The sequence below is a fragment of the Bremerella sp. P1 genome (assembly GCF_028748185.1).
Lineage (GTDB): Bacteria > Planctomycetota > Planctomycetia > Pirellulales > Pirellulaceae > Bremerella.
Genome location: NZ_CP118164.1, coordinates 6,320,398 through 6,344,678, shown reverse-complemented (window position 1 = coordinate 6,344,678; position 24,281 = coordinate 6,320,398). Strand labels below are relative to the sequence as shown.

18 protein-coding genes are annotated in these 24,281 nt (G+C 55.8%); 10 read left to right on the top strand and 8 right to left on the bottom strand.

Annotated elements, in window-relative coordinates; genetic code table 11:
* The first annotated feature begins 9 nt into the window (after positions 1-9).
* Genes PSR63_RS25740 through PSR63_RS25730 form a run of 3 tightly spaced genes read left to right on the top strand, consistent with a single transcriptional unit; the run spans position 10 to position 2,851 of the window.
* A complete protein-coding gene (locus PSR63_RS25740) occupies positions 10-516 on the top strand; it encodes a hypothetical protein (RefSeq protein WP_274328857.1) in 507 nt (168 codons plus the stop codon).
* Positions 513-1,313 carry a metal ABC transporter ATP-binding protein gene (locus PSR63_RS25735; protein WP_274328855.1) on the top strand — a complete coding sequence of 267 codons (801 nt, stop codon included), beginning with the start codon at positions 513-515 and terminating at the stop codon, positions 1,311-1,313. Before PSR63_RS25740 ends, PSR63_RS25735 begins: the two co-directional genes overlap by 4 nt.
* Entirely contained in the window at positions 1,313-2,851 is a 1,539-nt protein-coding gene (locus tag PSR63_RS25730; RefSeq protein WP_274328853.1) for a metal ABC transporter permease, read from the top strand. The genes PSR63_RS25735 and PSR63_RS25730 overlap by 1 nt, the downstream gene beginning before the upstream one ends.
* A 13-nt stretch (positions 2,852-2,864) precedes the next feature.
* Here PSR63_RS25730 and PSR63_RS25725 read toward each other — a convergent pair whose 3' ends face one another.
* The 6 genes from PSR63_RS25725 to PSR63_RS25700 all read right to left on the bottom strand — a co-directional run bounded on the left by PSR63_RS25725 (position 2,865) and on the right by PSR63_RS25700 (position 9,776).
* Positions 2,865-3,554 carry an ankyrin repeat domain-containing protein gene (locus PSR63_RS25725; protein WP_274328851.1) on the bottom strand — a complete coding sequence of 230 codons (690 nt, stop codon included), beginning with the start codon at positions 3,552-3,554 and terminating at the stop codon, positions 2,865-2,867.
* Positions 3,555-3,805: 251 nt separating this feature from the next.
* Positions 3,806-5,119, bottom strand: coding sequence for a sulfatase family protein (locus PSR63_RS25720; RefSeq protein ID WP_274328849.1), 1,314 nt, complete (start codon positions 5,117-5,119; stop codon positions 3,806-3,808).
* A gap of 48 nt (positions 5,120-5,167) precedes the next feature.
* Positions 5,168-6,712 (bottom strand): sulfatase family protein, encoded by a 1,545-nt coding sequence (locus PSR63_RS25715; protein WP_274328847.1) that lies wholly within the window; start codon positions 6,710-6,712, stop codon positions 5,168-5,170.
* A 194-nt stretch (positions 6,713-6,906) separates the two neighbouring features.
* Positions 6,907-7,557, bottom strand: coding sequence for a hypothetical protein (locus tag PSR63_RS25710; RefSeq protein ID WP_274328845.1), 651 nt, complete (start codon positions 7,555-7,557; stop codon positions 6,907-6,909).
* A 141-nt stretch (positions 7,558-7,698) separates the two neighbouring features.
* The gene (locus PSR63_RS25705) at positions 7,699-8,991 is read right to left on the bottom strand and encodes an APC family permease (protein WP_274328843.1); all 1,293 of its coding nucleotides are present in this window, start codon (positions 8,989-8,991) and stop codon (positions 7,699-7,701) included.
* Positions 8,992-9,008: 17 nt separating this feature from the next.
* Entirely contained in the window at positions 9,009-9,776 is a 768-nt protein-coding gene (locus tag PSR63_RS25700) for an AraC family transcriptional regulator (RefSeq protein ID WP_274328841.1), read from the bottom strand.
* Between the two features lie 200 nt (positions 9,777-9,976).
* On the opposite strand from PSR63_RS25700, the gene PSR63_RS25695 reads away from it, so the two are divergent.
* The 5 genes from PSR63_RS25695 to modB all read left to right on the top strand — a co-directional run bounded on the left by PSR63_RS25695 (position 9,977) and on the right by modB (position 18,284).
* Complete coding sequence (locus tag PSR63_RS25695; RefSeq protein WP_274328839.1) at positions 9,977-11,353, top strand: DUF1501 domain-containing protein; 1,377 nt, start codon at positions 9,977-9,979, stop codon at positions 11,351-11,353.
* Between the two features lie 24 nt (positions 11,354-11,377).
* Positions 11,378-13,897 carry a DUF1549 domain-containing protein gene (locus PSR63_RS25690; protein ID WP_274328837.1) on the top strand — a complete coding sequence of 840 codons (2,520 nt, stop codon included), beginning with the start codon at positions 11,378-11,380 and terminating at the stop codon, positions 13,895-13,897.
* Positions 13,898-13,903: 6 nt separating this feature from the next.
* Positions 13,904-16,711: a c-type cytochrome domain-containing protein gene (locus tag PSR63_RS25685; protein ID WP_274328835.1), complete on the top strand. Its 2,808-nt coding sequence runs from the start codon at positions 13,904-13,906 to the stop codon at positions 16,709-16,711.
* A 68-nt stretch (positions 16,712-16,779) separates the two neighbouring features.
* A complete protein-coding gene (gene modA / locus PSR63_RS25680; RefSeq protein ID WP_274328834.1) occupies positions 16,780-17,586 on the top strand; it encodes a molybdate ABC transporter substrate-binding protein in 807 nt (268 codons plus the stop codon).
* A gap of 2 nt (positions 17,587-17,588) precedes the next feature.
* Positions 17,589-18,284: a molybdate ABC transporter permease subunit gene (gene modB, locus PSR63_RS25675; protein WP_274328833.1), complete on the top strand. Its 696-nt coding sequence runs from the start codon at positions 17,589-17,591 to the stop codon at positions 18,282-18,284.
* 65 nt (positions 18,285-18,349) lie between these two features.
* Here modB and PSR63_RS25670 read toward each other — a convergent pair whose 3' ends face one another.
* The gene (locus PSR63_RS25670) at positions 18,350-20,650 is read right to left on the bottom strand and encodes a glycoside hydrolase family 2 protein (protein ID WP_274328832.1); all 2,301 of its coding nucleotides are present in this window, start codon (positions 20,648-20,650) and stop codon (positions 18,350-18,352) included.
* A gap of 708 nt (positions 20,651-21,358) precedes the next feature.
* Here PSR63_RS25670 and PSR63_RS25665 point away from each other — a divergent pair.
* Together PSR63_RS25665 and PSR63_RS25660 are read left to right on the top strand one after the other, a co-directional pair.
* Positions 21,359-22,816, top strand: coding sequence for a tyrosine-type recombinase/integrase (locus PSR63_RS25665; RefSeq protein ID WP_274328831.1), 1,458 nt, complete (start codon positions 21,359-21,361; stop codon positions 22,814-22,816).
* 101 nt (positions 22,817-22,917) lie between these two features.
* On the top strand, positions 22,918-23,673 hold the full coding sequence (locus PSR63_RS25660; protein ID WP_274328829.1) for a hypothetical protein: 756 nt from the start codon (positions 22,918-22,920) through the stop codon (positions 23,671-23,673).
* 58 nt (positions 23,674-23,731) lie between these two features.
* On the opposite strand, the gene PSR63_RS25655 is transcribed toward PSR63_RS25660, so the two are convergent.
* The gene (locus tag PSR63_RS25655; protein WP_274328828.1) at positions 23,732-24,052 is read right to left on the bottom strand and encodes a hypothetical protein; all 321 of its coding nucleotides are present in this window, start codon (positions 24,050-24,052) and stop codon (positions 23,732-23,734) included.
* Between the last annotated feature and the right edge of the window lie 229 nt (positions 24,053-24,281).

The window sequence follows — 24,281 nt, the reverse complement described above, 5'->3', positions numbered from 1 at the left end:
TTCCTACCTATGCGCATCGTTGTTGCCATCCTGAGTGCCTCGATTGTCCTGGGTCTGACCTGGCTCTATCAGCAGACCCTCGCTGAGAATCAGCTGCCTTCGATCCCCACGGAGACGAGCGAGGTCCTCAGCAGTTATCGCCTGCGTATCGTGGCCACATTTGCCGCCGGAATCGATCCGTTCGCTGAAGATGTCTCGAAGGCCTCTTCGCTGAAAGTGTCTCTGCTGGGTGAAAATGTAATTTCGATCGACGAGCCCATTCCTGCAGGTCAGCCGGTCGATAAGACCTTGGAGCTTGAGCTTCGTGAAGGCGAAAGCGAGTTCCTCGTTGAAATGACGCCAGCGAATTCGTCCGATATCACTCCCAAGGCTATTCACGTCGAGTTGTACGAGGGTAACGGTCGGCAGCCGATCCACTCGCAAACCATCTGGGCGGAAGGGACCGAAACGAAGTTAGTCGGCCGCGTTCCGTTTCAAGTGAAAGGCGATCCTTCCTCGCCTCAGGAGGAAGAATGATCACGGCAGAACCTTCCCCGGAATCGAACGATCCCAGCGTACCGGCGATCGAAGTCGAACATTTAACGGTCAGCTACGGCGCCGTTCCGGCACTGCTGGACGTCTCGTTCGCGATTCCTCAAGGCCAACTGGTCGGCATCATCGGTCCGAACGGCTCAGGCAAGTCGACCTTGATCAAAGCGATCCTCGGTTTCTTACGTCCCGATGTGGGTGATGTACGCATCTTCGGTACGCCGGTCGAACGTACCCGCAAACTGGTCGCCTACGTGCCCCAGCGTGGCAGCGTCGACTGGGACTTCCCCGTGACGGTGGAGGAAGTCGCTATGATGGGCCGCTACGGTAATATCCCCTGGTGGCAATGGGGACCCTCGAAGGCCGACTGGGAGATCGTTGAGGAAGCCCTGTCGATCGTTCGCATGGCCGACCTCCGCAAACGCCAGATCGGAGCGCTTTCCGGCGGACAACAGCAACGCGTCTTCATGGCCCGTGCACTTGCGCAAGGAGCCCAGGTCGTGCTGCTGGACGAGCCCTTCGCAGGCGTCGATGCAGCAACGGAACGTGCAATCTTGAGTGTGCTGGAGAACGCCAAGAAGTCAGGTCGAACACTGGTCGTCGTGCATCACGACCTGGCCACTGCGGCGGAGTTCTTCGACGCTTTGATCCTGTTGAAACAACGCCTGTTTGCCTTCGGTACGCCGCTACAAATCTTGCAGCCGGAACTGTTGAGCGAGGTGTACGACGGCAACGTGCGAGCGTTTGAGCACCTGCGGCGGGTGATCGAGGAGAAAGCGAAGTAATGGACGCTTTCTATACCCTGTTCGTCGAACCGTTCCAAGGCAACAGCTACCTGCTGCGAGCCGTGGTTGCGGGCTGCCTGGTGGCCATCTCCGCTGGCGTGGTGGGTTGCTTGATCATCTTGCGGCGCATGGCCTTTCTGGGCGATGCCATTTCGCACTCGATGCTGGCTGGTGTGACCGGTGGTTACCTTTTGATGAAAGTCGTCTATGGTCACGAGGCCCACTTCGCCGGGATGATTCTGGGCGCGCTGATCGCAGGCTTCACGACCGTCCTGTTGGTGAGCTTTGTCTCGCGCGTGTCGCGAATCAAAGAAGATACGGCGATCGGAATCATGTACACCGGCATCTTCGCGTTGGGTGGTGCGCTGGCGAGCATGTTTTCGCATTACATTCATTTGGACCTCTTTCATTTCGTGATGGGAGACGTCCTGGCAGTCGATGCCGAACGTTTGTGGATGATGGCCGGTGTTACGGCTGTTGTGTTGTTCGTAACCATCCTTTGGTATCGCCAGTTACTGCTCACTTCGTTCGACCCGATCATGGCCGCTTCGATCGGCCTGCCGGTGCTGTTGATCCACATGCTGATGACTACGTGTACGTCGCTGGTGGTGGTCAGTGCGGTGCAGATTGTGGGCGTGATTCTCGTGGTAGGTCTTTTGATTACCCCGGCCGCGACCGCCTATCTGCTGACCAATCGATTGAGCCATATGATGGCCCTCTCGGCCCTGTTTGGTATTTCGAGCGTCGTGTGTGGCGTTTACCTTTCGGTATGGTTGAATGTCGCGACGAGTCCACCGATCGTGCTGTTCAGTACATTTCAGTTCATGGTGGTCTTGGTGTTCTCGCCGCGCTTCGGGCTGCTTTCTACTTGGATACGCAAGCGGGCCGCGATCCCTCATACATTGGCGGAAGACATCCTCGGTTGTATGCGTCGTAACGAAGGCTTGGAGACATCGCTTGCGACGATCATCGCGAACGTGCCGACCGATGGCCAGCGTCTGCGTCGAACACTCGATGGCATGGTGACCCGCGGGCTCATTCAGCCCATGGAAAACGATGCGTATCAGCTCACCGAGGCAGGCGAGTTGGAAGCCCGACGCTTGATGCGTGCCCACCGGATCTGGGAAGCCTATCTGGCACGCCTGGGCATGCCGGAGGAAGAAATCCACGACCGTGCTCATCTGCTGGAGCACGTCAACGACGAAGCTGCCGTCGACTACCTGGACGATCGACTCGGCCACCCGATCACCGACCCGCACGGTCAGGAGATCCCGGAAGACTTTCTGCACCTTGTGCCCGGACACGAAGTGCCTGCGAGTCTCCTGCGCGAAGGGCATGTGGCGGAGGTTATGCATGTGGAGCCGGAAGGTAGTTTCGACCTGACGGCGGGCGATCGATTGATCACTGGTCCACGAACCGACAACGAGCAGACGTGGACGTTCCAAGTAAACGATGGCCAACGGCAACTGGATCTCGATCACCACCAGGCCGACTCCATCACCGTCCGGCTGTTAGATACGTCGCAAGCTCAGAACTAATCCGTTCGACGAGTTAATCGCCGAATCCAAACAAGAACTTATTAAGCGTGCCGGTCTTGGAGTTGGTCTTACTTCGCTGATTTTGCATGAACTTCGATGCGCGTTCGACCGAGACCAGAAAGTCCCGCAGCTCTGGCTGGTGATACGATACGGCGAATTGAAGCGGCCTGAGTCCATTATGGGTTTCGGCGCGATGGTTGGCCCCGCCTGCGACGAGAGCCTTTGCCACTTCCAGGTAGCCTTTGCGGGCCGCCCAGTGCAGCGGTGTCGTGCCGTCGGGATCTTGGCAGTTGGGCTCGGCACCTTTCTCAAGTAGCCAGCGAACGATCTTGGGGTTGTTCTCTCGAGCGGCATAGAAGAGCGGTGTTTGAACGGTTTTCGAGGCGCGGATCTCGAGCGACGCACCATGCTGAATCAGTTCGCGGCCTGCGTACAGCTTGCCGTAGTACGAGGCGATATGAAGCGGTGTGTGCCCGGTTTCCTCTTCCTGGATATCGAGGTCGGCCCCACTCTCCGCAAACGCGATGACTACTTCACCGTCATTCTTTCGAGCGGCAGTGAAGAGGCCCAGCTTGATGCGATCTTCCAACGATTGGTCAGGGATGAAGAAGTGCTCGCGACACTTCAGGCATAAAACTTCATGCCCGCGAGCTTTATCAGGAACGACTCCATTGGTCTGACACAGAGGGCAGCGATATTGCATGGTATCTCGATCCGCGCGGATCTAGAAAATGTGCGCAAAAAGATTCCGTTGTAACTGCCCGTTCCGATACCGCCTTCCTGCTGCTTGCCCGCACTAATCATTGCCAATCGAGTGCCGAAATGCATCGCGCGTTTCAGCCTATCGCCCAATTTCGTCCAGAACTTTACCCAGGCTTCATGCTTGGTTGGACGAGAGAGAGAATGCGCAAGATGCAGCGGTTGGAAACTGCATCTTGGCGCATCCAAGTGGGCTTATGGTTTCAGCGTTGGGTTCCACCAGGCATCGAGCTTCTTACGGAGCTTAGCCGCGATCTCGGGATGATCGGCGATCAAGTTTTGCTCCTCTTCCGGATCCTTGGTGACATTGAACAATGCCACTTCCTCGGGTCCGTATTCCCCCTCTTCCATGCCGCTGGGGACGATCAGCTTGTAGTCGCCATCGATAATCCAGCGGTAATGTAACCCCAGCTCCGGCTTGCGGTAGTCGGGAATGTCGTGGGCGAAGATCTCGCCGTAGATCGCTTTTCGCTCAGCGGCCTTGGCGTGATCCAAGAGGCTGATGCCCGGGAAGTTGAAATCGGTTTCGACACCGACGGCATCCAGAATGGTCGGCACAACGTCGATGCTGCTGGCCAGATCGGTCTTGTTACGAGCAGGTTTCACATGGCCTGGATATCGGATCATAATCGGAGTTCGCGTGCCGCCGTCATAGACGGAACGCTTGCCGCGTGGACCACCAACGGCACCGCCACCCTTCTCGGCCTCTTGAATCCAACCGTTGTCGCACAAGTAGATCACCACCGTGTTATCAGCAATGTTCTTCTTGTCGAGGTGGTCAAGCACCTGGCCGCAAGTTTCGTCCCACCAATCGCACATGGCGAAGTACTTGGCGATCTCAAGCGGGCGACCTTCCTGCGTGTACTTGTCGAGGATCCGCTTCGGTGGATCGTGCGGCAGGTGAGGCATCATCGGGGCGTACCACAGGAAGAACGGCTTATCTTCGGCGACAGCCTTATCGATGAAATCGGTGACCGGCTTCATCGTCTTACGACCAATCTGAAGTCCAACGTCGCCGTGGCGTCCCCCCTTGGTAACGTCTCCGTGAGACATCCCTTCGGTGAAACCGCCGCTGGAGAAGTTACCTTCCCACCACTTGCCGGACTGGAAACTGATGTACCCGTGCTGACCGAGAATAGCGGCCAGGCGAGGATTCTTTTGGAAGCGATCGACCAAAACGGCCCGCCCTGCCGGAGTCCGCTTGTTCTCTGCCGGATCGTTACCCGTGATGCCGTTCTGATGAGGGTAAAGCCCCGTGATCAGACTGGCCAACGAGGGACGACACAGCGAGGCCGGCACGTAACCACGTTCGTAGACGAGCGACTGGCTCGCCAACTTGTCGATATTCGGAGTCTTGATCGCATCGTGCCCCAGGAACGAATAGTCGTCCCAGCGCTGGTCATCGGAAAGCAAAATGACCACATTCGGTTGGTCGGCGGCGCTCGCCACGCGAGCGCAAAGCCCGGCGACCATCGTCAAGGCAAATAGAGCGGTAATCACTAAACGCATGAGGAGTGTCCCAAAGGAGAAATTAGGATAATCAAACGGGAGCGAGACTTACTGTTTGCTGTCCTTCTCACGCAGAACGGTACCGGGAAACTCGGCAGCTCCCGAACCAGACTCACGTCGAAGATTCGCCCCCGGGCCTCGCTTTGCTCCAAAGGGAACTTGCATCGCGCCGCGCTCTTTGAGTTCTTGATTCAACGCGTTTCGCATGTTGCGAACCGTACTTTGCAGCCCTGGCTCGTTGATCAAGTTGTGCATCTCGTGAGGATCATTTTCCAGGTCGTACAGTTCATCGGTGTCCCAGATGCCGTGGTACTGGATGAACTTGTAGCGTTCGCCACGCAGCGCGAACATGGTTGGCGTATGAGGGAAATTCCATTCCCAGTTGTATTCGTACAACAAGTGCTTTCGCCAATCCTTCGCGTCCATCTTGCCGGAAGCGATGCGGATGAAGCTCATGCCGTCCATATGATCCGGCGTTTCAATGCCAGCCAGTTCGAGAACGGTTGGGCCGATGTCGATGTTTGCGACCACCGCGTCGACCGTCGTGCTAGGGGCCAAAATGCCTGGGGCTTCGACCACCAACGGAACACGCATCGATTCTTCGTAGGCGTTTCGCTTGTCGATCAAGCCATGTTCGCCAAACAGAAAGCCATTGTCGCCCATCAGCATGACGACCGTGTTGTCATCCAGCTTGTTGTCTTTCAAATACTTGCGAACGCGACCGACGCTGTCGTCCACGGCGTTCATGCAGCGGCAATAGTCGCGGTAGTATTCCTTGATATTCAGCGACGAGTGATACGGGAAGTCGACGCCGTGCCAGCTGTTGCGTTGGTTCTTCACCCACATTGGCTTGCCAGCGTAGTTCTCTTCGGTGTTGGCCTGCGAGCCAGGGGCTTCGATCTCGACGTCGGAGTAAAGATCTTTGTGACGCTCAGCTGGTTCAAAGCGAGCATGGACGGCTTTGTGCGACAGGTACAAGAAGAATGGCTTGTCGCGATCGAGCGTGTCGAGCCAATCGATGGCGTAATCAGTCAGTTCATCGGTGATGTAGCCCTTCTGCGGAACCGACTTGCCGTTGACGTTCAGAGTCCACTTCGGTCCAGGCGGATTGTAATGTCCTTGCCCACGGAAGCTGACCCATTGATCGAAACCGGGACGCGGCGCGTCGGTTCCACCACCCATGTGCCACTTGCCGAAGAAGCCGGTCTGGTATCCGGCCTTCTGCAGATACTGCGGGAAGAAGATCGTTTCGGACAGATCGGTGTCGTTGTTATCGACCACGCCGTGATTGTGCATGTACTGCCCAGTCAGGATCGAGGCCCGGCTCGGCGAGCAAAGCGAGGTCGTCACGAACGCCTGGGTGAAGTTCGCCCCATTGGCGGCCATGGCGTCGATCTGAGGTGTCTTCAGGAAAGGATGCCCCATGAAGCCCATCGCGTCGAAACGCATGTCGTCGATGAGAATGAAGACGACATTCGGCTTGCTGCCAGGCTCGGCCGACATGGCCTTATTTTCAAAGGACAGCAGTAGGACAGCCGCGAAAAGCGTCAGTAACAAGGATGCTAGTTTGCGATGTTGACTCGACGAGGGCATGATCTTGGGGCGCTCCATGGAAATCTAGTTAGGGAGGGATAAAGAGAGGGCTGCTCTAGTATCGTACGCCCGGCAGCACAGGTCAACTTTTGCCGGTTTTCCCTATGCGCAGCATCGAACACACCCAAGCAGGCTCGGTAACGGGTACCCAGCACCGCTTGCGTGCTCTTTCTATGAGGGAGAAAGCAACGTATTTAGGGAGGCTCGCGCCCTTTGGGTTGGGTGCATGGCGAGGCCACGTTCAAGTCAGCGCGCGCAGGCCCGTGATCGGTACGATCTGGCGGGCCGATCGAATCGCGGGCCGGAGGATCATGCGCACTGCTGTGAGGACTATTCGGTGCCACCCGGTCTGCCGAGCAGCGATTCTTGAGCAGCTTCTGCAGACGCTTGATTTCGCTCCCTTGGCGGTCGAGCACTTTGAGATGGAACGAGACCCACGCCAGCGCACGGTCCAGTTGGTGGGAAGACGGCACGCGAAGCCCGTCGATGATCTCGCCGGTGAATGCGTTGCGCTTTGGCCTTCGAGGAAGTCGTGGGCGCGGTGGCCGAGAGCTTGGTGGTACGAACTTTGATGGGCGTTCTTCAGTGAGAGCTTGATTTGGGTCGGCCTTTTGTTTCGGCTCGGTGGGAGGGGAAGCCTCTGAGGAAGCCGCTGTCGCTGTTGGCTCATCCTGAGTTGAAGGAGCGACCGGGATGACGAGTTGGCCCACAACATCGGCTGGGATCTCGACCAATGTCCCGCAGGCCGAGCAGACATACACCTTGTCAGCGCGCACCACGACCTGGGGAGCGTTCTCTGGCGAGAGCGATCCACGATGATCGGGTTGTGGGTCGGCGGATGACATGGTGATGCTCATTGACTTGAGAAAGAAAATGGTTTCGCCCCGAAGCGGGAGAGATGCGAGGCCGATACAAGCAATTTAGAGGCGCAGCGCCTCAGTAGGATAGTGCGCCTGGAAATTATTTTCAGACAGCCCAAACGTGCTTCAGTTGGCCTGAGAAAGACGCCGCGCAATTTGATGCCATACGAGACCCACGACGAGAATACCGATGCCCACGAACCACACCTGGCGATCGACCCAGAATGAGAGGGTCAGGCACGAGAGCAAACCCAAGATGGGGATGATCCGCGGGTAGAGGCGCTCTTCCGCTTTCAATCGCAATGCACACGCATTGGTGATGGCGTAGTAGATCAACACGGTAAACGCACTGAACGACCAGGCCAGCTTCACACTCCCCACACAGACGATCGCCCCGATCAAAACGGCGATGGCGATCGTTGCTGTCCAGGGAACTCCGCTCGACTGGGCTACCAGCGATAGACCGCGCGGCATGTCTCCGCGGCGTCCCATCGCCAGCAGAACGCGTGAGAGACCTAAGAGCAAGTTCAACAGCACACCCAGCATGGCGGTCACCGCCCCGACGGTCATCAGGGCCATCGAGCCTGGAACGTCAAACTGCCGGGCAACCATTTCCAGCGGCGCTGCGTCTTGACTGGCGTACTTTGATAACGAATCGGCATCGACGTTGCGTAGGGAGGTAATCGCCACCAAGAAGTAAAGAAGCATCGAAATCGCCAGCGTTACGATCACCGCGATGGGAATCGTGCGGCGGGGAGATTTGACTTCTTCGCCTAGCGTGGCGATCCGTCCGTACCCGGTGTAGGCGACAAACATCAAGCCGATTGCCTGGGCAAACGCCCCGTACGAGTCGCTGGCGGGCCAAAGGTCGGTCAGAGTAAGTGCTCGTGGCGCAGTGGTGGCGTTTCCCAGGAGGATGAACGCGATCAGAACCAGCACGGTCGTTCCCACGATCAGCGCATTGACCTGCGATGTCCGGCGGATTCCCCACAGCACAATCACCGTCAGGGCGACTAGCCCCAGCAAGGCGAGCGGCACGAGAAAAGAGGTTTTGTCGTTACCTAAGAGCGGAAGCAGATAGCCTGCGAAGCCGAGCGCCGCAGTCGCGGCGGATGCGGACTTGGCCCACAGGAACATCCAGCCTGCGAGAAACCCAAGGCTGGGGCTTAACCAGCGGTAGCCATATTCGTACGTGCCACCACTGACGGGATGATTCGCGGCGAGCTGTGCACTACTCAGTCCATTGCAAATCGCGACGAAGGCGGCCGCAACGATCGCCAACGCCACCGAATCCCCTACTACGCCGGCCGCGATGCCGATGCTTACGAAAACTCCGGTCCCCAGAATGGAGCCGAGACCGGTGATTACGGCACCGGGAATGCCCAATTCGCGGCGAAGCTGGCCCTGAGGCTGGTTCATCGTGTCGGTAGTCTATTTCAGGAGGGAAGCAGCGGTGCCAGCCCCAGTGAGTCGGATAGTTGCCCCAGCGAATCCTGATACCTTACCCGATAGTCGGTCGGCGACATCCCCAGGTGCTTGCGAAATTGCTTGGTAAAGTAGCTTTGATCATAAAACCCGCACGCGTTCGCAATTTGGGCGAATGTCCCTTGCGACGCTAATATTTCGTGACATGCTGCGTGAAGTCGTACGCGCAAAATGTACTGCTGAGGCGTCATGTGATATAGGGCTTTGAAGCGGCGATCAAACTGGCTGACCGATAGATGCACCATGGCGGCCAGTTCATTGACGCGGAGGGGCTGTTCGTAGTTTCGCAGCACGTAGTTGACGACCTTCTCGAACGCATCAAACGAGTTGGCAACCGACTTGGCCTTCTCAAGATCACGCATCACGCCCGCGATTCCGATGATCTCACCGGTGCTTGATTTCAGGGGCGTCTTGCTCGAAATAAACCATTTCAGCTCCCCTGGTTTGCTGGGGACAAGCCAGATTTGATTGGGAAGTGGTTCGCCAGACTCCATCACCTGCCGGTCTTCGGCCATGTAACGCTCGGCCAGATAGCGAGGGTGCACATCGAGATCGGTCTTTCCGAGCAGATCCGCCTCGGACTCCCATCCCCGCAGTTTCCAGAGCGCATCGTTGACGGCGACGAACCGACCCTCGCGGTCCTTAACGTAAAGATAGACGTCAGGAAGATAGTCAAATAGCCCAGCAAGGGCGAGTTCGGCACCGATACTGGCGTTCATTTAGTTCACTCCGATATTTAGGGCGATGCGCAGATAATACCACACATTGCGGAAAAATCCCTAGTATTTCACGCATCGGGCGAGATAGATTAAGAACATCTGGTTCGTATCGGGCGGAAAACGGTACGGACTTCCTTCCTTAGCGACCTACACCCAAGCCAATACTTTTCCTCCTGGCTGAACGAAAACAAGAGAACGCGATGTTCACTTTTCAAGGGCGTGGCAAATCGGTCACCTGCAATGGACAAACACGCCGTGACTTCCTGCAAGTGGGAACGCTCGGAGCTTTAGGGCTGAGCCTTCCTCATCTGTTTGCGGCTAAATCCCAAGGGGCCGTCAAGCCGGATCACGACGACCGCAACTGCATCATGATCTTCAACCTGGGCGCTCCCAGTCAGCTCGACCTGTGGGACATGAAGCCAGATGCTCCGTCGGAGGTACGCGGGCCGTTCAAGCCGATCGCCACCAATAACCCCGACCTGCAGATCTCGGAGATTCTTCCCAACCACGCGAAGATCGCCGATAAGTTCTCGTTGGTCCGCTCGGTTCACCACACCGGTGCCGCCGTGCATGATGCGGGCTGGCAGATGATGCAGACCGGGCGGCTGTTCTCTGGCGGGGTGAACACACCGCATATCGGTTCGGTGGTCAGCTTCGAGCGCGGCCGCAAGACCGACTTGCCTGCGTTCGCCGTGCTGCCGCAATTGATGGGACGTGGCGGTGGCAACATGCCCAACGGTCAAGCAGGCGGATTTCTGGGCAAGGCTCACGATCCGTTCGCACTCAATGCCGATCCTTCCAAAGAGAACTTCAAGGTCCCCGACCTGCTTCCTCCGGTCGAGATCGATTCGACTCGGTTGGAACGACGGCGGCGAATTCGCGACCTGGTCGATCAAGCCGCAGCCAACTTCGAGGCCAGCGAGAGCGCCGACCTTCTGGGAAGTAACTTCGAGTCCGCTTTTCGTTTGATGACCAGCCCCAAGGCGCGAGAAGCATTCGATCTGACCAAAGAACCGCAGAAGGTTCGTGAGCGTTACGGTATGAATCGCTTCGGTCAATGCTGCTTGCTTTCGCGGCGACTGATCGAAAACGGTGTCCGTTTCGTGACGATCAATACGTTCCTGACCGTGTTTAACGAAATTACCTGGGATATTCACGGGTCGAAGCCGTTCACTTCGATCGACGGGATGAAGAACACGGTCGCTCCGCTCTACGACCAAGGTTATTCGGCGTTGATCGAAGACCTGGATCAACGCGGCCTGCTCGATTCGACACTGGTCTGCAATCTGGCCGAATTCGGTCGGACGCCGCGGGTGAACCCAGCCGGCGGACGTGATCACTGGCCGCAATGTTTTACCTGCGGCTTTGCCGGGGGTGGCGTCCAAGGAGGACGCATTGTTGGTGCCAGCGACCCGATTGGTGCCGTGCCTGCCGATCGACCCGTGCAGCCTGCGGATGTAGCGGCGACCATTTTCCATAGTCTCGGCTTCGATGTTCACAAGGCGCTGCCGGGACCCGGCGGCCGTCCCTTCCCCATCGTCGATTCGGGCCACAATCCGATTCACGAACTGTTCTAGAGCACTCTCCTTCCTGGACATTCCATGAATATGCGGCTTTCTATATCCCAAGCGGCGGTGGTTCTTGCTGCCTTGCTGGCCTTGATGAGTTCGCCAGCGTTGGCTGAAGATGCCTCGCTCGTCATCCTGCCTCAACAGATCGAACTGCGATCGCCCCAAAATCGGCAGTTGGTGATCGTTCAGCAGCAGATGGGCGATCAACTTATGGGCCAGGTAACCGATGCGCTGGAGTGGAATTCGGAAGACCCTTCCGTTGCCACCATCGAAGATGGTGTCGTTCAACCGGTTGGTAACGGAAAGACAACCATCACGGTGAAAGCCGGAGAACAGACGGCATCGGTTCCTGTCGTTGTGTCAGGCCAAGACCAAGCGACGCAGTACAGCTTACGCGGTGACGTGCTGCCTATTTTGTCGAAGCGAGATTGCAACGCAGGCGGATGCCATGGAGCCCTGGCCGGTAAAGGTGGGTTTCGCCTGTCGCTCAATGGTTACGATCCCGAGTCCGACTATTTCAATATCGTGAAGCAAGACAAGGGACGCCGAATCGAGTTCGCCGCCCCGGAGTACAGTTTGCTGCTGAACAAACCTGCAACGGCCGTTCCGCACAAAGGTGGCTTGAAGCTTCCTCGCGACAGCGAAGACTTCGAGGTTCTGGCCCAATGGATCGCGCATGGAGCAGCTCCTCCTGAGTCGAGCGACGCTGTGACCGAGCGGCTGGAAGTCTTTCCCGAAGCATCCCTACAGACGATTGGAGCCACGCAGCAGTTCTCGGTGCGTGCCCATTACAGCGACGGAACCTCGCGCGATGTGACGCGTTGGGTTCGTTGGTCGAGCACCAACGATACGGTCTCGCAGGTCAATGACGAAGGTCTTGCCACGATCATGGGACCTGGCGAAGGGGCTATTGTGGCGTGGTACGACAGTAAGCTGGCCATTGCTCGCACAACCGTTCCCTACGCGATGGAGGCCGACAAGTCAGAGATTGTCGGCGCGGATGATCGAAAACCACGCAACTTTATCGACGAACACATCAATGCCCAACTCGAGCGGCTCAACCTGGTAGCTTCGCCCAACTGTACCGACGCCGAATTCCTGCGGCGCGCTTATCTCGATACGATCGGTCGCATTCCGACGCTCGAAGAAACACGCACTTACCTGGCGGATACGAGCGAAGATAAACGCGACAAGCTGATCGAGAAGCTGCTGGAAAGCCCTGAGTTCGTCGATTATTGGTCCTACAAGTGGTCCGATATCTTGATGCTCAACGGCACGCTGCTTCGCCCGACGGCGCTCAAGACGTATTACCAATGGATTCACGGGCACGTCGAGAAGAACACGCCGTGGGATCAAATGGTTCGCGAGATTGTCACCTCAACCGGCGAGAGCACCGAGAATGGTGCGACGAACTTTTTCGCGTTGAATCAAACGCCGGAAGAGATGACCGAAAACGCCTCGCAGGCCTTCATGAGCCTGTCGATCGGCTGTGCCAAGTGCCATAACCACCCGCTCGAGAAGTGGACGAACGACCAATACTACGCGATGGCCAATATCTTCTCGCGTGTGAAGGCCAAAGGCTGGGGTGGCGAAGGTCGCAACGGGGATGGTGCCCGGACGTTGTACGTGGCCACCTCCGGCGAACTGGTTCAACCGCGAACGGGCAAGCCGCAGCCACCGACGCCACTGGATGGCGAGCCGATGGCCTTCGATAGCCCAGAAGACCGCCGGGTTAAGTTTGCCCAGTGGTTAACTTCGCCCGACAATCCTTACTTCGCCAAGGCGATCACCAACCGGGTGTGGGCAAACTTCTTTGGAGTTGGCCTGGTCGAAGAAGTCGATGATCTGCGGATCTCGAATCCTCCGAGTAACGGCGAGTTGTTTGACGCTGCGACCAAGCATGTCGTCGACAGCAAGTTCGACCTGAAATCACTCATGCGAGCGATTCTGCAGTCCAACGCCTATCAGCGTTCGAGTAAGCCCATCGCTGGCAATGAAGCAGAAACCCGGTTCTATAGTCGCTATTATCCCCGACGCATCATGGCGGAAGTCCTACACGATGCCGTGGTTCACGTGACGGGCGTACCGAGCAAGTTCGATACGATTGCCTTCCCCGGTAACGACAAGCAGAAGACCGACTTCTATCCCGAGGGCACCAAGGCGATTCAACTATATGACTCGGCCGTGGAGAACTACTTCCTCAGTACGTTCGGCCGAAACCCTCGGAACATAGTCTGTGAGTGTGAACGCTCATCCGAACCCACCATGGTTCAGGTGATGCACATTTCCAACGGCAATACGATCAATCAGAAGCTGCAGTCCAAGGACAGCCGCGTAGAGAAGCTGCTTCAGCTTCGCCGTAGTGGCCTCTCGGATGAAGCGATTGTCGACGAGATCTATATGACCTGTTTCTCGCGTTACCCCACGCCGGAAAAACGTCGCCAACTGGTGCAGTTCCTTCCGCCTGTAAATTCGGCCGAAGAACGGGCCACGATCGAAGACCTGTTCTGGGGCCTGATGAGCACCCGCGAGTTCCTCTTCAACCATTAATTCGCCATGAAATACGCAAGCCTACTTTTTCCTGCTTTGGCCATCGTTTGCTGCCTTGGGCAGTTGGCCGCAGCCGAAGCGCCGAGCTACCAGAACGATGTCGAGCCAATCCTCCGCAAGTATTGCGTGGGCTGCCACAACGACACCGAGCCGGAAGCGGACATTTCCCTTCAATCTCTGAAGTCGCTTCAGGGAGCGACGTCGGAAGGCCCCCTGCTGAAGCCTGGCGACGTGAAGGCCAGCCAACTGGTAGCGGTGATGCTCGACTCGGCCGACCCAAAGATGCCTCCGGAAGACGAACCGCAACCCTCGAAGGACGAAATCAACAAAATCGTCGAGTGGATCAAGGCAGGTGCCCCGCATGGCGATTCACCACAAAGCGGTTCGTGGAAACTGCCCGTCGATCCCATTCCATCGAGCGTTAGCGTTCGACCGGTTTCCGCGCTAGCCGTTTCGCCGGATGGCCAGCGGATCGCGATTGGCCGCTACGGCCAGGTACAACTGTTTGAACTCGACAAGGAGGGTTCCTATGACCAGGGCAAGCCGGTCTTGGAAATCGCCGGACTGCCTGGGAAGGTAACGTCGCTGCAATTCAATCGCGAAGCCAGCCGAATTGCCGTTGCGTCAGGCGTCACCGGACTTGCTGGCTACGCGGCAATCTTCACGACAGACAAAGGGGAAGAAGTTCAGGCGTTTGAGGGGCACTCCGACATCCTCTTCGACGCCGAGATTTCGCCGGACGGAAAAACGCTGGCGACGTGCGGCTACGATCGGAAGATTGTCATTTGGGATATCGAAAGCGGCAAGCAGCTACGCGAAATGACCGGGCACAACGGTGCGGTCTACGATGTTGGCTTCAGCCCCGACAGTAAGTTCCTCGTATCTGGCAGCGCGGACGATACCTGTAAAGTGTGGCGCGTCAGCGATGCGATGCGACTGGATACCTTGCCGCAACCGCTCAAGGAAGTTTACTGCTGTGCGTTCTCGCCGGACGGGAAGACCATCGTCGCTGGCGGTGCAGACAATAACCTGCGGGTCTGGAAGTTCGTTTCCAAGAATGGTCCCAAAATCAATCCAATGATTCAGGCCCGCTTTGCGCACGAAGGCCCTGTCCAGCGGCTGGCGTTTGCAGACGATGGCAAGAAGCTATTCACTATCGGCAATGATCTTGCCGTGAAGCTGTGGGACACGTCGAATTACTCGGAGCTAAAGCTCTGGAGTGATCGCCCCGAGGTGGCCATGGCCGTCGCATACGCAGGTCCGTCGAAGTCACTCTTCCTGGGGCAAATGAATGGCGAGGTGCAGCGGATTACCTGGACTGCGGAGGAGCTGAACGCGAAACCGGCGCAGCAGGTCGCATCGATCGAGCCCATGCCGATCACCGCGACCGACATGAACGCGACTGAAGAGAAAGAAGGAAACGATACGCCGGAGTCGGCCCAGAAGGTTGTTTTTCCGGCCAAGATTAAGGGAACGATCCACAACGAGGCCGAGGGCCCGGACGTCGACTATTATCGGTTCTCGGCATTAGCAGGCCAGACGTGGGTGTTGGAAACGAACGCGGCGCGCTCGAAGAGCCCGCTCGACTCGCACATCTCCGTCTTCCATGCCGATGGAACGCCCGTCGAGCGTCTCAAGCTTCAGGCAATTCGCGATTCCTACTTCACGTTCCGCGGTAAGAATGATTCGATCTCGGACGACTTCCGAATCTTCAACTGGGAAGAGATGAAGCTGAATCAGTATCTCTATTCCAGCGGCGAGGTCGCTCGACTTTGGCTTCACCCTCGTGGCCCTGATAGCGGTTTTAAAGTCTACCCCGGCGAAGGAAGCCGCTGGGGTTACTTTGATACGACCCCGCTCGCCCACGCCCTGGGCGAACCGTGCTACGTGGTCGAACCAGTCCCCACCGGGCAAGAGATCGTTCCTAACGGGCTCCCTGTCTTTACCCTTTACTACGAGAACGACGACGAATCGCGCCGTACGATGGGAGACGACTCGCGGCTCTTCTTCACTGTCCCGGCCGATGGCGACTACCTGGTGAAGGTGCGTGACGTGCGCGGTTTTGAAGGCGAGAAGTTCTCGTACGAACTTTCCGCTCGTCCTCGCCAGGAAGATTTTCGTGTGGACAATGCTTTCCGCGACGTCAAGATTGGCGCGAAGAGCTACCGCGAAGTCCGCTTTCGCTGTGCCCGGATGGACAACTTCGACGGACCGATCGACGTCCGAGTGGAAGGCTTGCCTGATGGCTTTACCGTGACCTCGCCGATCACGATCGAAGAAGGTCAGATTGAAGCGATGGGCGTCTTGTACGCAGATGAGACGGCGAAGACGCTTAACGAAGAGCAGTTGAAGCAGATCAAAGTCACGGCTTCGGCGAAGATCGGCGACAAGGAAGTGACGCACGATGTGGCTGGCTTCAAGTCGATTGAAGTCCGCGATAAGACGAAGCTGGGCGTGCGTATCGAGGCCGCCGAAAGTGGTGCCAAGCCGATCCGGCAGAGTGAAGACGGTTTGCTGGAATTCGAGGTGCACGCTGGCGAAACGATCATGCTGAAAGTGGTCGCCAAGCGAGACGGCGAGAAAGGCAACATCAGCTTTGGCAAGGAAGGGTCAGGCCGGAACCTTCCCTTCGCGGTCAACGTGGCCAACCTGGGACTGAACGGCCTGATGATCATGTCGGGGCACGACGAGCGAGAGTTCTTCATCACGGCCGATGAAGTCGCGCAGCCTACTTCGCGCCTGTTTCACCTGCAAACCGGCACCGATGGAGGTCACGCGACGCAGCCAGTCTTGTTGCACGTGCGACCGAATTAGCCCGGCACCTTTTAGATCGGTACTCTATCTGCCTAAAATGTTCGGATTCCTTTAACAAGAGTCCGAACATGATCAAGCTTCAGTCTACGCACGCTTTGCGCTGGGGGATTTGGGTCTGTGCCCTGTCCGCAGTGGTGTTAGGCTGTTCGAATCCACAACCATCGGATGTACCCACGGTAGTGATTCTCGGCGCGGCCAGCACGAAGGACTTGCTGGAGGAAATCTCTGCGGCGGCCGAAGATTCACTGGATGGTGCCGTCAAGATCGAGATCAGCACCGGCCCTTCGCATGCCCTGGCTCAGCAAATCCTTTCGGGGGCTCCGGCAGATCTTTACGTATCGGCCAATCGCAAGTGGGCGGAAGCGATCGAAGCGGCTGACATGGCAAGCGAGTCGGTCGATTGGCTGGCCAATCGGATTGTCGTGATCGTTCCCGCGAAATCGGAGCTGAAAATCAACAGCCTCGAAGACCTCACATCCGACCAGGTCAAACGCGTGGCGATCGCCGGCGAAAACGTACCTGCAGGTATCTATGCCAAGCAGGCATTGTCGTACTACGAACTTTGGGAGCCACTCAACGCATCGGGCAAGATTATTCGGGGGCACGACGTCCGCAGTACGCTCGCCTATGCCGAACGAGGTGAAGTCGATGCCGCGATTGTCTACGCCACCGATGCTCGTCTGACAGATCAAGTCCGCGTGATCGCTGAGCTAGAGCCCGATTCCCATTCGCCCGTTGTTTACCCCTTGGTAAAACTGCGTTCGGCTGCCTATGCTCCGAAGCAGGTGTATCAGTTTTATCTGAGCGACGCAGCACGGAAGATTGCCGAAAGTTACGGCTTTCAAGCGTTGTCGACCGCCAAGGGAAAGGAGTAACGGTGGACTCCGACCAAATCGCTGCCGTGCTACTAAGCCTCCGGGTGTCGCTCATTGGAGTGCTGCTGGGATTGCCGCCTGGTTTGGCCTGCGGCTGGCTACTGGCCCGTAAGTCGTTCTGGGGTAAGACGGTCCTCGAGACGGTTATTAATCTGCCGCTTGTCCTTCCGCCAGTGGTCACGGGGTATCTATTGCTGGTCGCATTCGGACGCAATGGCGTGCTGGGTGCGCCGCTGGAAAGCTGGTTCGGAATCTCGATTGTCTTCGACTGGAAGGGAGCCGCCGTGGCCGCGGCGGTGGTCGCGTTTCCTTTGATGGTCCGCTCAATCCGCCTGGGGATCTCGTCGGTCGATCCAACCTTGGAGATGGCTGCCGAAACGCTTGGTGCGACGCGTTGGGATGCTTTCTGGACGGTGACCGTTCCGCTGGCGCGCTCAGGCATCATTGCCGGGTGTATCTTGGCGTTTGCACGCGGTTTTGGAGAGTTTGGGGCTACGATCATGATCTCAGGCAACATACCAGGCAAGACGCAGACCATGCCACTTTATGTCTACGATCAGATGGAAACGCCTGGCGGTGTACATAATGCAACGGGAGTGATCGTCGTGTCGATCCTCATCGCGGCAGCGGCCCTGTGGGTTAGCGAACGACTCGAACGGAAGTCGCGAACCGTGCCGAAGCAAGAGTCGGACGGATAAGAAAAAGCTCCGGTATCGCCAGACGCGACACCGGAGCTATTGATGGAACGCTTACTTGATTCACGCTACTTGGTGAGCGGAGCGTGAATTGGCTTGAGGTCCGCGGCTGGAATCTTGATGACTTTTCGGTCGTAGGTCATCAGTCCGTTGATTTCGCTTTCGACATCGGTCGTTTGGGTATAAACCGCACCGGCGATACCCTGGGACTTCAACTGAAGAAGCTTGTCGATCGATTCCTGATAGCGGGCCTGGTACTCTTTGACCGATCGCGGCAGACCGCCATATCCCCAGTTGGCCTGGGTCTTCTTCCACAGGTGACCCTCGACCGGCCAGCCGTGACCGCCGAATTCGCCCACGACCTTGACCATCTTGTTCAGACGCTCTTGCTGCAGGGGGAACGAAGGATGGGGGTAGCTGTGCTGGTCGGCAATGTGACCAACGGGCCAGTAGTTGCCACCGCTGGCAATGTTGATCAGACGTGTCGGATCACGCTTCATGATCCACTCGCCGGTCGAAACGGTTCGGTGTTGCCCCCAGGCCTCGTTGTAAGGTACCCAGACGACGATGCTTGGATGGTTTTCCAGGGTGTCGACCATCTCGTCGAACTCTTGCAGGTACTGGGCATGATCCTCATCGGTCCATTGGGCGTCGACCGGATCGGGACGCATCCGCGTCCATGGAGGGCTCTTACCGCCGCTGACCTGGTCTTGCCAGACCATCATCCCGAGTCGATCGCAGTGATAATAGTAACGACGCGGTTCGACCTTGATGTGCTTGCGGATCATGTTGAATCCGGCAGCCTGTAGGTATTCGATGTCGAACAGCATCGCCTCGTCGGATGGAGGAGTCAGCAGCCCGTCCGGCCACCAACCTTGATCAAGCGGACCCCAGTGAAAGATAGGCTCTCCGTTCAATGTAAAACGCAAGTTGCCAGCGTCGTCGCGAACCGTTCCAACCGAACGAATTCCCGCGTAGGTATCGACCGTATCGATGACCGCGCCGTTTTCATCCAGCACGGCCACGCTGATGTCATAGAGGTGAGGACGACTCGGCGACCACAACTTGGCGTTAGGAATCTCAGCAACGAGATCGTTCTTGGCGGAAGTGACATCCGCGACTGCTTCACCGTTGTCGTAGATGGTGGCCTTCAGGGTTACCTTCGCGTCGCCGCTGCCGGTGAGAGTTGGAGCGATTTGAATCTTGCCGGTTTGGGGATCGGTGAGGATCTTCACGTCCGCGATGTAAGTGCTGGGAACCTGTTCGATCCACACCGTTTGCCAGATGCCGGATACCTGGGTGTACCAGATCCCTTCCGGGTGAAGCGTTTGCTTGCCGCGCAACTGGGCGCCGCCGGTCTTGTCTTCGACGCGGACAACGAGATCGTTCTGTCCTGATTTCGCTGCCTTGGTAACGTCGATACTAAATGGCGTGCTGCCACCCACATGGCTGCCGACTTCCACGCCGTTGACATAAACGCGGCAGGCATAATCGACCGCCTCGAAGTTCAAGAGCGTCCGTTCGTCTTCCTTGGGGGCCAGTTCGACGCTGCGGTGGTACCAGAGTGCCTCCGTTGGGCGAAGGTTGCGTTGAACGCCGGAAAGCTTCGATTCGATGGCGTAGGGAACTAGAATCTGACCTGCCCATGCTTCGGGAATGTTGGCTTCATTTTCAGAGGTGATCGCGAAGTTCCAGTGACCATTCAGGTTCTTCCACTGGTTGCGCGTCATTTGTGGACGGGGATACTCTTGCCAGGCATTCTCAGGCGTCACTTCGGACCCCCACGTGGTAATCAAATCAGATTGATACGGAGTTTCGGGAAGTCGCGCCGGAGGAAGCTTGGGGACGTTGTCTTCGTCGATCAGGTGAATATCGATGTATTGCCCGCCGGTATCTTGTCGCGTGTGCGCTGCCAGAATGTTGTGACCCACCTTCAAGGCCCGCCGTCCTTCGTCGGTTAACGGATAAACGCTGTACTCGGTGGACCATCTGGCGAAACTGCCGACCTGGACGCCGTTGATAAAGACCTCGGTATCTTCGTCATGATGAATCAAGAGAGCTGGCTTCTTGGGGACCGTCTCCAGGTCGTAGGTGCGTCGCAACCAGATGTGTTCGGTATCCCAGACAGTCCCAACGCGTGCGCTGGGTGTTCCGCGAGTTCCGAACCCACCGTACCCTTCCTTCCACTTGCCATCGTCGTAGTTTGCTTGCTTCCATCCGTCGACCGGCGGAATGAGCGTGTACTTCCAGGGACCATCAATGCTATGGGGATCATCCTCCGCGGCGTTCGCGGAAAGTGGTAACAACATGACTACCAATGTGAACAGCCAACTCAGTCTTCTGGGATGAAACACATCGCGAAGATTCATGATTCATGACTCCGTTATCTAGATTGGGGCGGAAGAGCGTGATGTGGCAGGTAGTTCTATTTTGCCATACGGATGCCCCAAAACTAATGAGTTGTTACGTTTAGGTTTTGAGGATCTTTGCGGAGAGCAATTCGCAAGTCATCGTGCCACCGTTGTCGGCGTGCTTAACCTGCCGGTGGAAATTCCTTAATGGCGAATGGAGTCGCATGAGATGGTATTCTCCACAAATAACGTGCATTATCGTGAATCATTAAGCGGATTGATTTACAGAAAAAGATGCTCAATCAGCGAACCTAATCGCGTTGCCTTCGTCTAAACCTTTGAACATACGATTCACCTGTTGGAAGTGCCTTGTAGGCTTTAGAAGGAATTGATTCCCATGTCGCGCCGCAATTTTAGTCTGTTTTTAGGTTCACTGGGCGAACCTCTGCGCCGCGAATCGCGATTTCTATCCCTATCGCGAGAACACAGTTCGTGTTGATTTCGAGCTTGAAGATCGAAAAGACCTTCAGCCCGGAGTCAACGCGACTTCGGGCTTTTTTCGTGACGTAATCAACCAATCTGGACTGGTAGCTGAGACGGCATAGCGGCGGTTTGAAGAACCGTTTAAGAATACAAAAACCCCTTGTTTTGTAGTGCCAAATGGATGTAATTGGATACACAATTGAGTGTGTTCCAACATTTTGGTGTATCCACAAGGGGTTTCTCATGGGAAAGCATCTTCCCAAGCTGACGTGGCAACCGGACAAGAACCGCAAGGCTGGTGGACGCTGGTATCTGATCCACAACCGCAAGCACAAGTTCTTCAACGGTGGTGGTGGCAAGACTGATCGAGAGAACTACCGCAAGCAGCAAGAGGTTGCTGCTGAGTGGTTGGCCAATCAAGGAGTGAACCGAGAACACGCCAGATATGACTTGGCCATCCTGAAGCGTGAACAGTTGATTGAGTTCATGGAACTCTCAGGCCAAGTGGACGAGCCGTTGAAGAAGCGGGTGTCTAAGGAACTTCAGCAGCTACGCAAGCAGGCCAAGTTGAAGACTCCACCACCACTGATGGTGAACCTCTTGAAGTCTTCCCCTTCTGAAATCCAGCTTGATCCACTTACTGATGTGGATGACGCTTCCCACTGGCAAAGGGGAATTGCCAAGGTGAAGGCACACCAGCAGTGGAGCAACACCGCAACCAAGGAGAAGGACACCATTGAGAAGCACGGACGAGACTTTATAGCCACCAAGAGACGTGCCACCAAGATCGGTGAAATCGAGCCAAGCACCTTTAAGACGATCTATGAGCGTCTTGAGCACTTTCTGAAGTGGGCTGGCTCAAAGCCCGTCCAAGAGCTTGAGAAGACGCTTCTGACTCGTTGGAAGGGTGAGCTTGAAGATCGAGTCATTGGAGAATCCAAGCACGTAGAAGAGCCGATCAGCACACGTTACGCTGCCAACCTCTTGAACGTCGCCAAGACATTCACCAATCAACTCTATGAAGATGAAGTCATAGACAAACTGCCACGAGCTTGGAAGAGTCTCAGCATTGCCGTCACACAACCAGAAGTGGTTGTCTTCACCAAGCCAGAAGTCAAGCGACTGCTGGACAACGCCACCGAGAGAACCAAGTTCTTCATTTTGCTCATGCTCAACTGTGGGTACTATCCAGCAGATATTGCAGACGTGAAGAGCAGTGAGATTGATTGGAAGCAAGGACGCATCAAACGCAAACGGAAGAAGACAAAGAAACGTGGATCAGTGCCGGTGGTGGATCACTTGTTGTGGGACGAGACTTTTGAACTTCTCAAGAAGTACGGTTCACCCAATTCAACTTTTGCAATCCTCAACGCTGAAGGGAATCCACTCGTCAAGCGTGAGTTCAACGGCAAAGGTTCCAACGTAGGCTACACCAACAACATTGCTCTTGCTTGGGATTATCTTCAACGGGTGAAGCTTGAACTTCCCAAGGCACAACGAAAGCAGATGATGAGTTTACGGAAGACATCTTCTGACTTGATGGCAAAGTCCAAGGAACATGGTTCGATGGCTCAGCACTTTCTTGGCCAAGCACCACGAGTTCTGATCGATCAAAGGTACAAGGTGAACCCTGATCGTGATGACTTTGATCAAGCTGTCATCTGGCTTGGTGAACAATTCAACCAGAAGACGGAACGTTGAACGACATATTGACGGCATCACAAATTCTGTTTACAGAACACAATATTACGGGAGAATCGACGAATACACCCTAAACGGCAACATCGTAAAAGGACTTCGAGATGATACCAAACTTGCCAACCGACAATCTCTATAAGTTCATGGCTCTAAGTGGACTTGTCGGAATTGGGTTTTGTATTTGGTCGCACTGGACGATGACAGCAAACTTGCTCAACGACGAGGGTGAGGCTCGGAGTCAGTTCATCGTAATCCATGATGACTTTGGTGAAATTACGGACGCCACATGTCTACCTCCCGAAAAGGGTTCTAAGGAATGCGTAATGATTTACTATTTCGCCAAAGATTTACCCGGTGCTCGTGGGGTGGCTCCTCCTGCCCCTCTTGCTGAAGAAGAGGATGGAAACAAAAAGTCTAAGGCTGAGCCATCTGATCCGATTGACAGGTTTACATCTCATCTATCTGGCCCTTCTGTCACAATTCGAGACTTCCGCCCCGGTTCAGAGTTCTCCCTCTTTTACGAGGAAGAGAATCGGCGTAAGCACAGAGAGACGTTAAGGAAGATGGATTTCATGGCTGAAGCAGCCAGTTCTCAATACGACGATTTTGGAGATCGTGACAATGTTGTCATTGAACTACGGAAACGCCTCTTGGAGCATTCGTCTACAGTTGAACAATTGTGGCTGAAACACGACAGATTGAAGACGACAGGGGATTATGCAGAGAATGGCATAATCGCTGGGATTGTCCTTACGTTCTTAGGGTTCGTGTCGTGGTTCTTCCGTGTGCAAATGAGGCAAGACGAGTTGCTGAGTCTTCAGCTTGAGAAAGCCAAAAAGGAAGTTTCAAAAGCTGAATAGGCCAAAAAACGCCTCGTTGAGCCTAAACCCCTCAATTCGATTGAATTAGAGGGGTTTTTCATTGTGGAATGAGCCAGTAAGTGGCGGTGAGAGTTGGGACGTTCAAGCGAACGATAATCGCATTGCCGATATTCTTAACTGCGAGTTGAGAAAACCTATTGGCCACCCAATTTTCCATCTCCTCAGGCGACATGCCGTCAGGTACGGGACATGAACCGCTGGCTTCATCATCGGGCGGAACATTTAATTGACATTTCTCGTCCGTGCCCTGATATGCTGAGATTACGTCTTGTGCGGTTGCCGCAAATACTTTGAAAAAGTGATTCATCGGTAAATCCTTTTGGCGTTCAATAACCTTCAAACGGCGAGATTCTAGCATTACACTTCTTTAGTCGGCAAGCCTGCTAGAAGGCAGCGTGATTGTCTTCCCATCGTCTGTAATGATTTTGAGCATCAGGATACCATTTTCCTTGTATCCTTCCTTGACGGTTCCTCTATTAAGTGTCCTGCCAACAAACCACTTCACTCTATAGTTGCTGAGGATTGGGTAGGTTGTCTTCTGTTGTCTGGTGGTTTCCATACTGCCACGCCCTATATCTAAAACTTTC

Excerpts from the sequence above, each read along its gene's own strand:
- PSR63_RS25660 (WP_274328829.1), top strand. The coding sequence starts at position 22,918 with ATGATACCAAACTTGCCAACCGACAATCTCTATAAGTTCATGGCTCTA.
- PSR63_RS25725 (WP_274328851.1), bottom strand. The coding sequence starts at position 3,554 with ATGCAATATCGCTGCCCTCTGTGTCAGACCAATGGAGTCGTTCCTGAT.
- PSR63_RS25695 (WP_274328839.1), top strand. The coding sequence starts at position 9,977 with ATGTTCACTTTTCAAGGGCGTGGCAAATCGGTCACCTGCAATGGACAA.
- PSR63_RS25655 (WP_274328828.1), bottom strand. The coding sequence starts at position 24,052 with ATGCTAGAATCTCGCCGTTTGAAGGTTATTGAACGCCAAAAGGATTTA.
- PSR63_RS25730 (WP_274328853.1), top strand. The coding sequence starts at position 1,313 with ATGGACGCTTTCTATACCCTGTTCGTCGAACCGTTCCAAGGCAACAGC.
- PSR63_RS25705 (WP_274328843.1), bottom strand. The coding sequence starts at position 8,991 with ATGAACCAGCCTCAGGGCCAGCTTCGCCGCGAATTGGGCATTCCCGGT.
- PSR63_RS25685 (WP_274328835.1), top strand. The coding sequence starts at position 13,904 with ATGAAATACGCAAGCCTACTTTTTCCTGCTTTGGCCATCGTTTGCTGC.
- PSR63_RS25665 (WP_274328831.1), top strand. The coding sequence starts at position 21,359 with ATGGGAAAGCATCTTCCCAAGCTGACGTGGCAACCGGACAAGAACCGC.
- PSR63_RS25710 (WP_274328845.1), bottom strand. The coding sequence starts at position 7,557 with ATGTCATCCGCCGACCCACAACCCGATCATCGTGGATCGCTCTCGCCA.
- PSR63_RS25735 (WP_274328855.1), top strand. The coding sequence starts at position 513 with ATGATCACGGCAGAACCTTCCCCGGAATCGAACGATCCCAGCGTACCG.
- PSR63_RS25720 (WP_274328849.1), bottom strand. The coding sequence starts at position 5,119 with ATGCGTTTAGTGATTACCGCTCTATTTGCCTTGACGATGGTCGCCGGG.
- modA (WP_274328834.1), top strand. The coding sequence starts at position 16,780 with ATGATCAAGCTTCAGTCTACGCACGCTTTGCGCTGGGGGATTTGGGTC.
- PSR63_RS25715 (WP_274328847.1), bottom strand. The coding sequence starts at position 6,712 with ATGCCCTCGTCGAGTCAACATCGCAAACTAGCATCCTTGTTACTGACG.
- PSR63_RS25700 (WP_274328841.1), bottom strand. The coding sequence starts at position 9,776 with ATGAACGCCAGTATCGGTGCCGAACTCGCCCTTGCTGGGCTATTTGAC.
- PSR63_RS25690 (WP_274328837.1), top strand. The coding sequence starts at position 11,378 with ATGAATATGCGGCTTTCTATATCCCAAGCGGCGGTGGTTCTTGCTGCC.
- PSR63_RS25740 (WP_274328857.1), top strand. The coding sequence starts at position 10 with ATGCGCATCGTTGTTGCCATCCTGAGTGCCTCGATTGTCCTGGGTCTG.
- PSR63_RS25670 (WP_274328832.1), bottom strand. The coding sequence starts at position 20,650 with ATGAATCTTCGCGATGTGTTTCATCCCAGAAGACTGAGTTGGCTGTTC.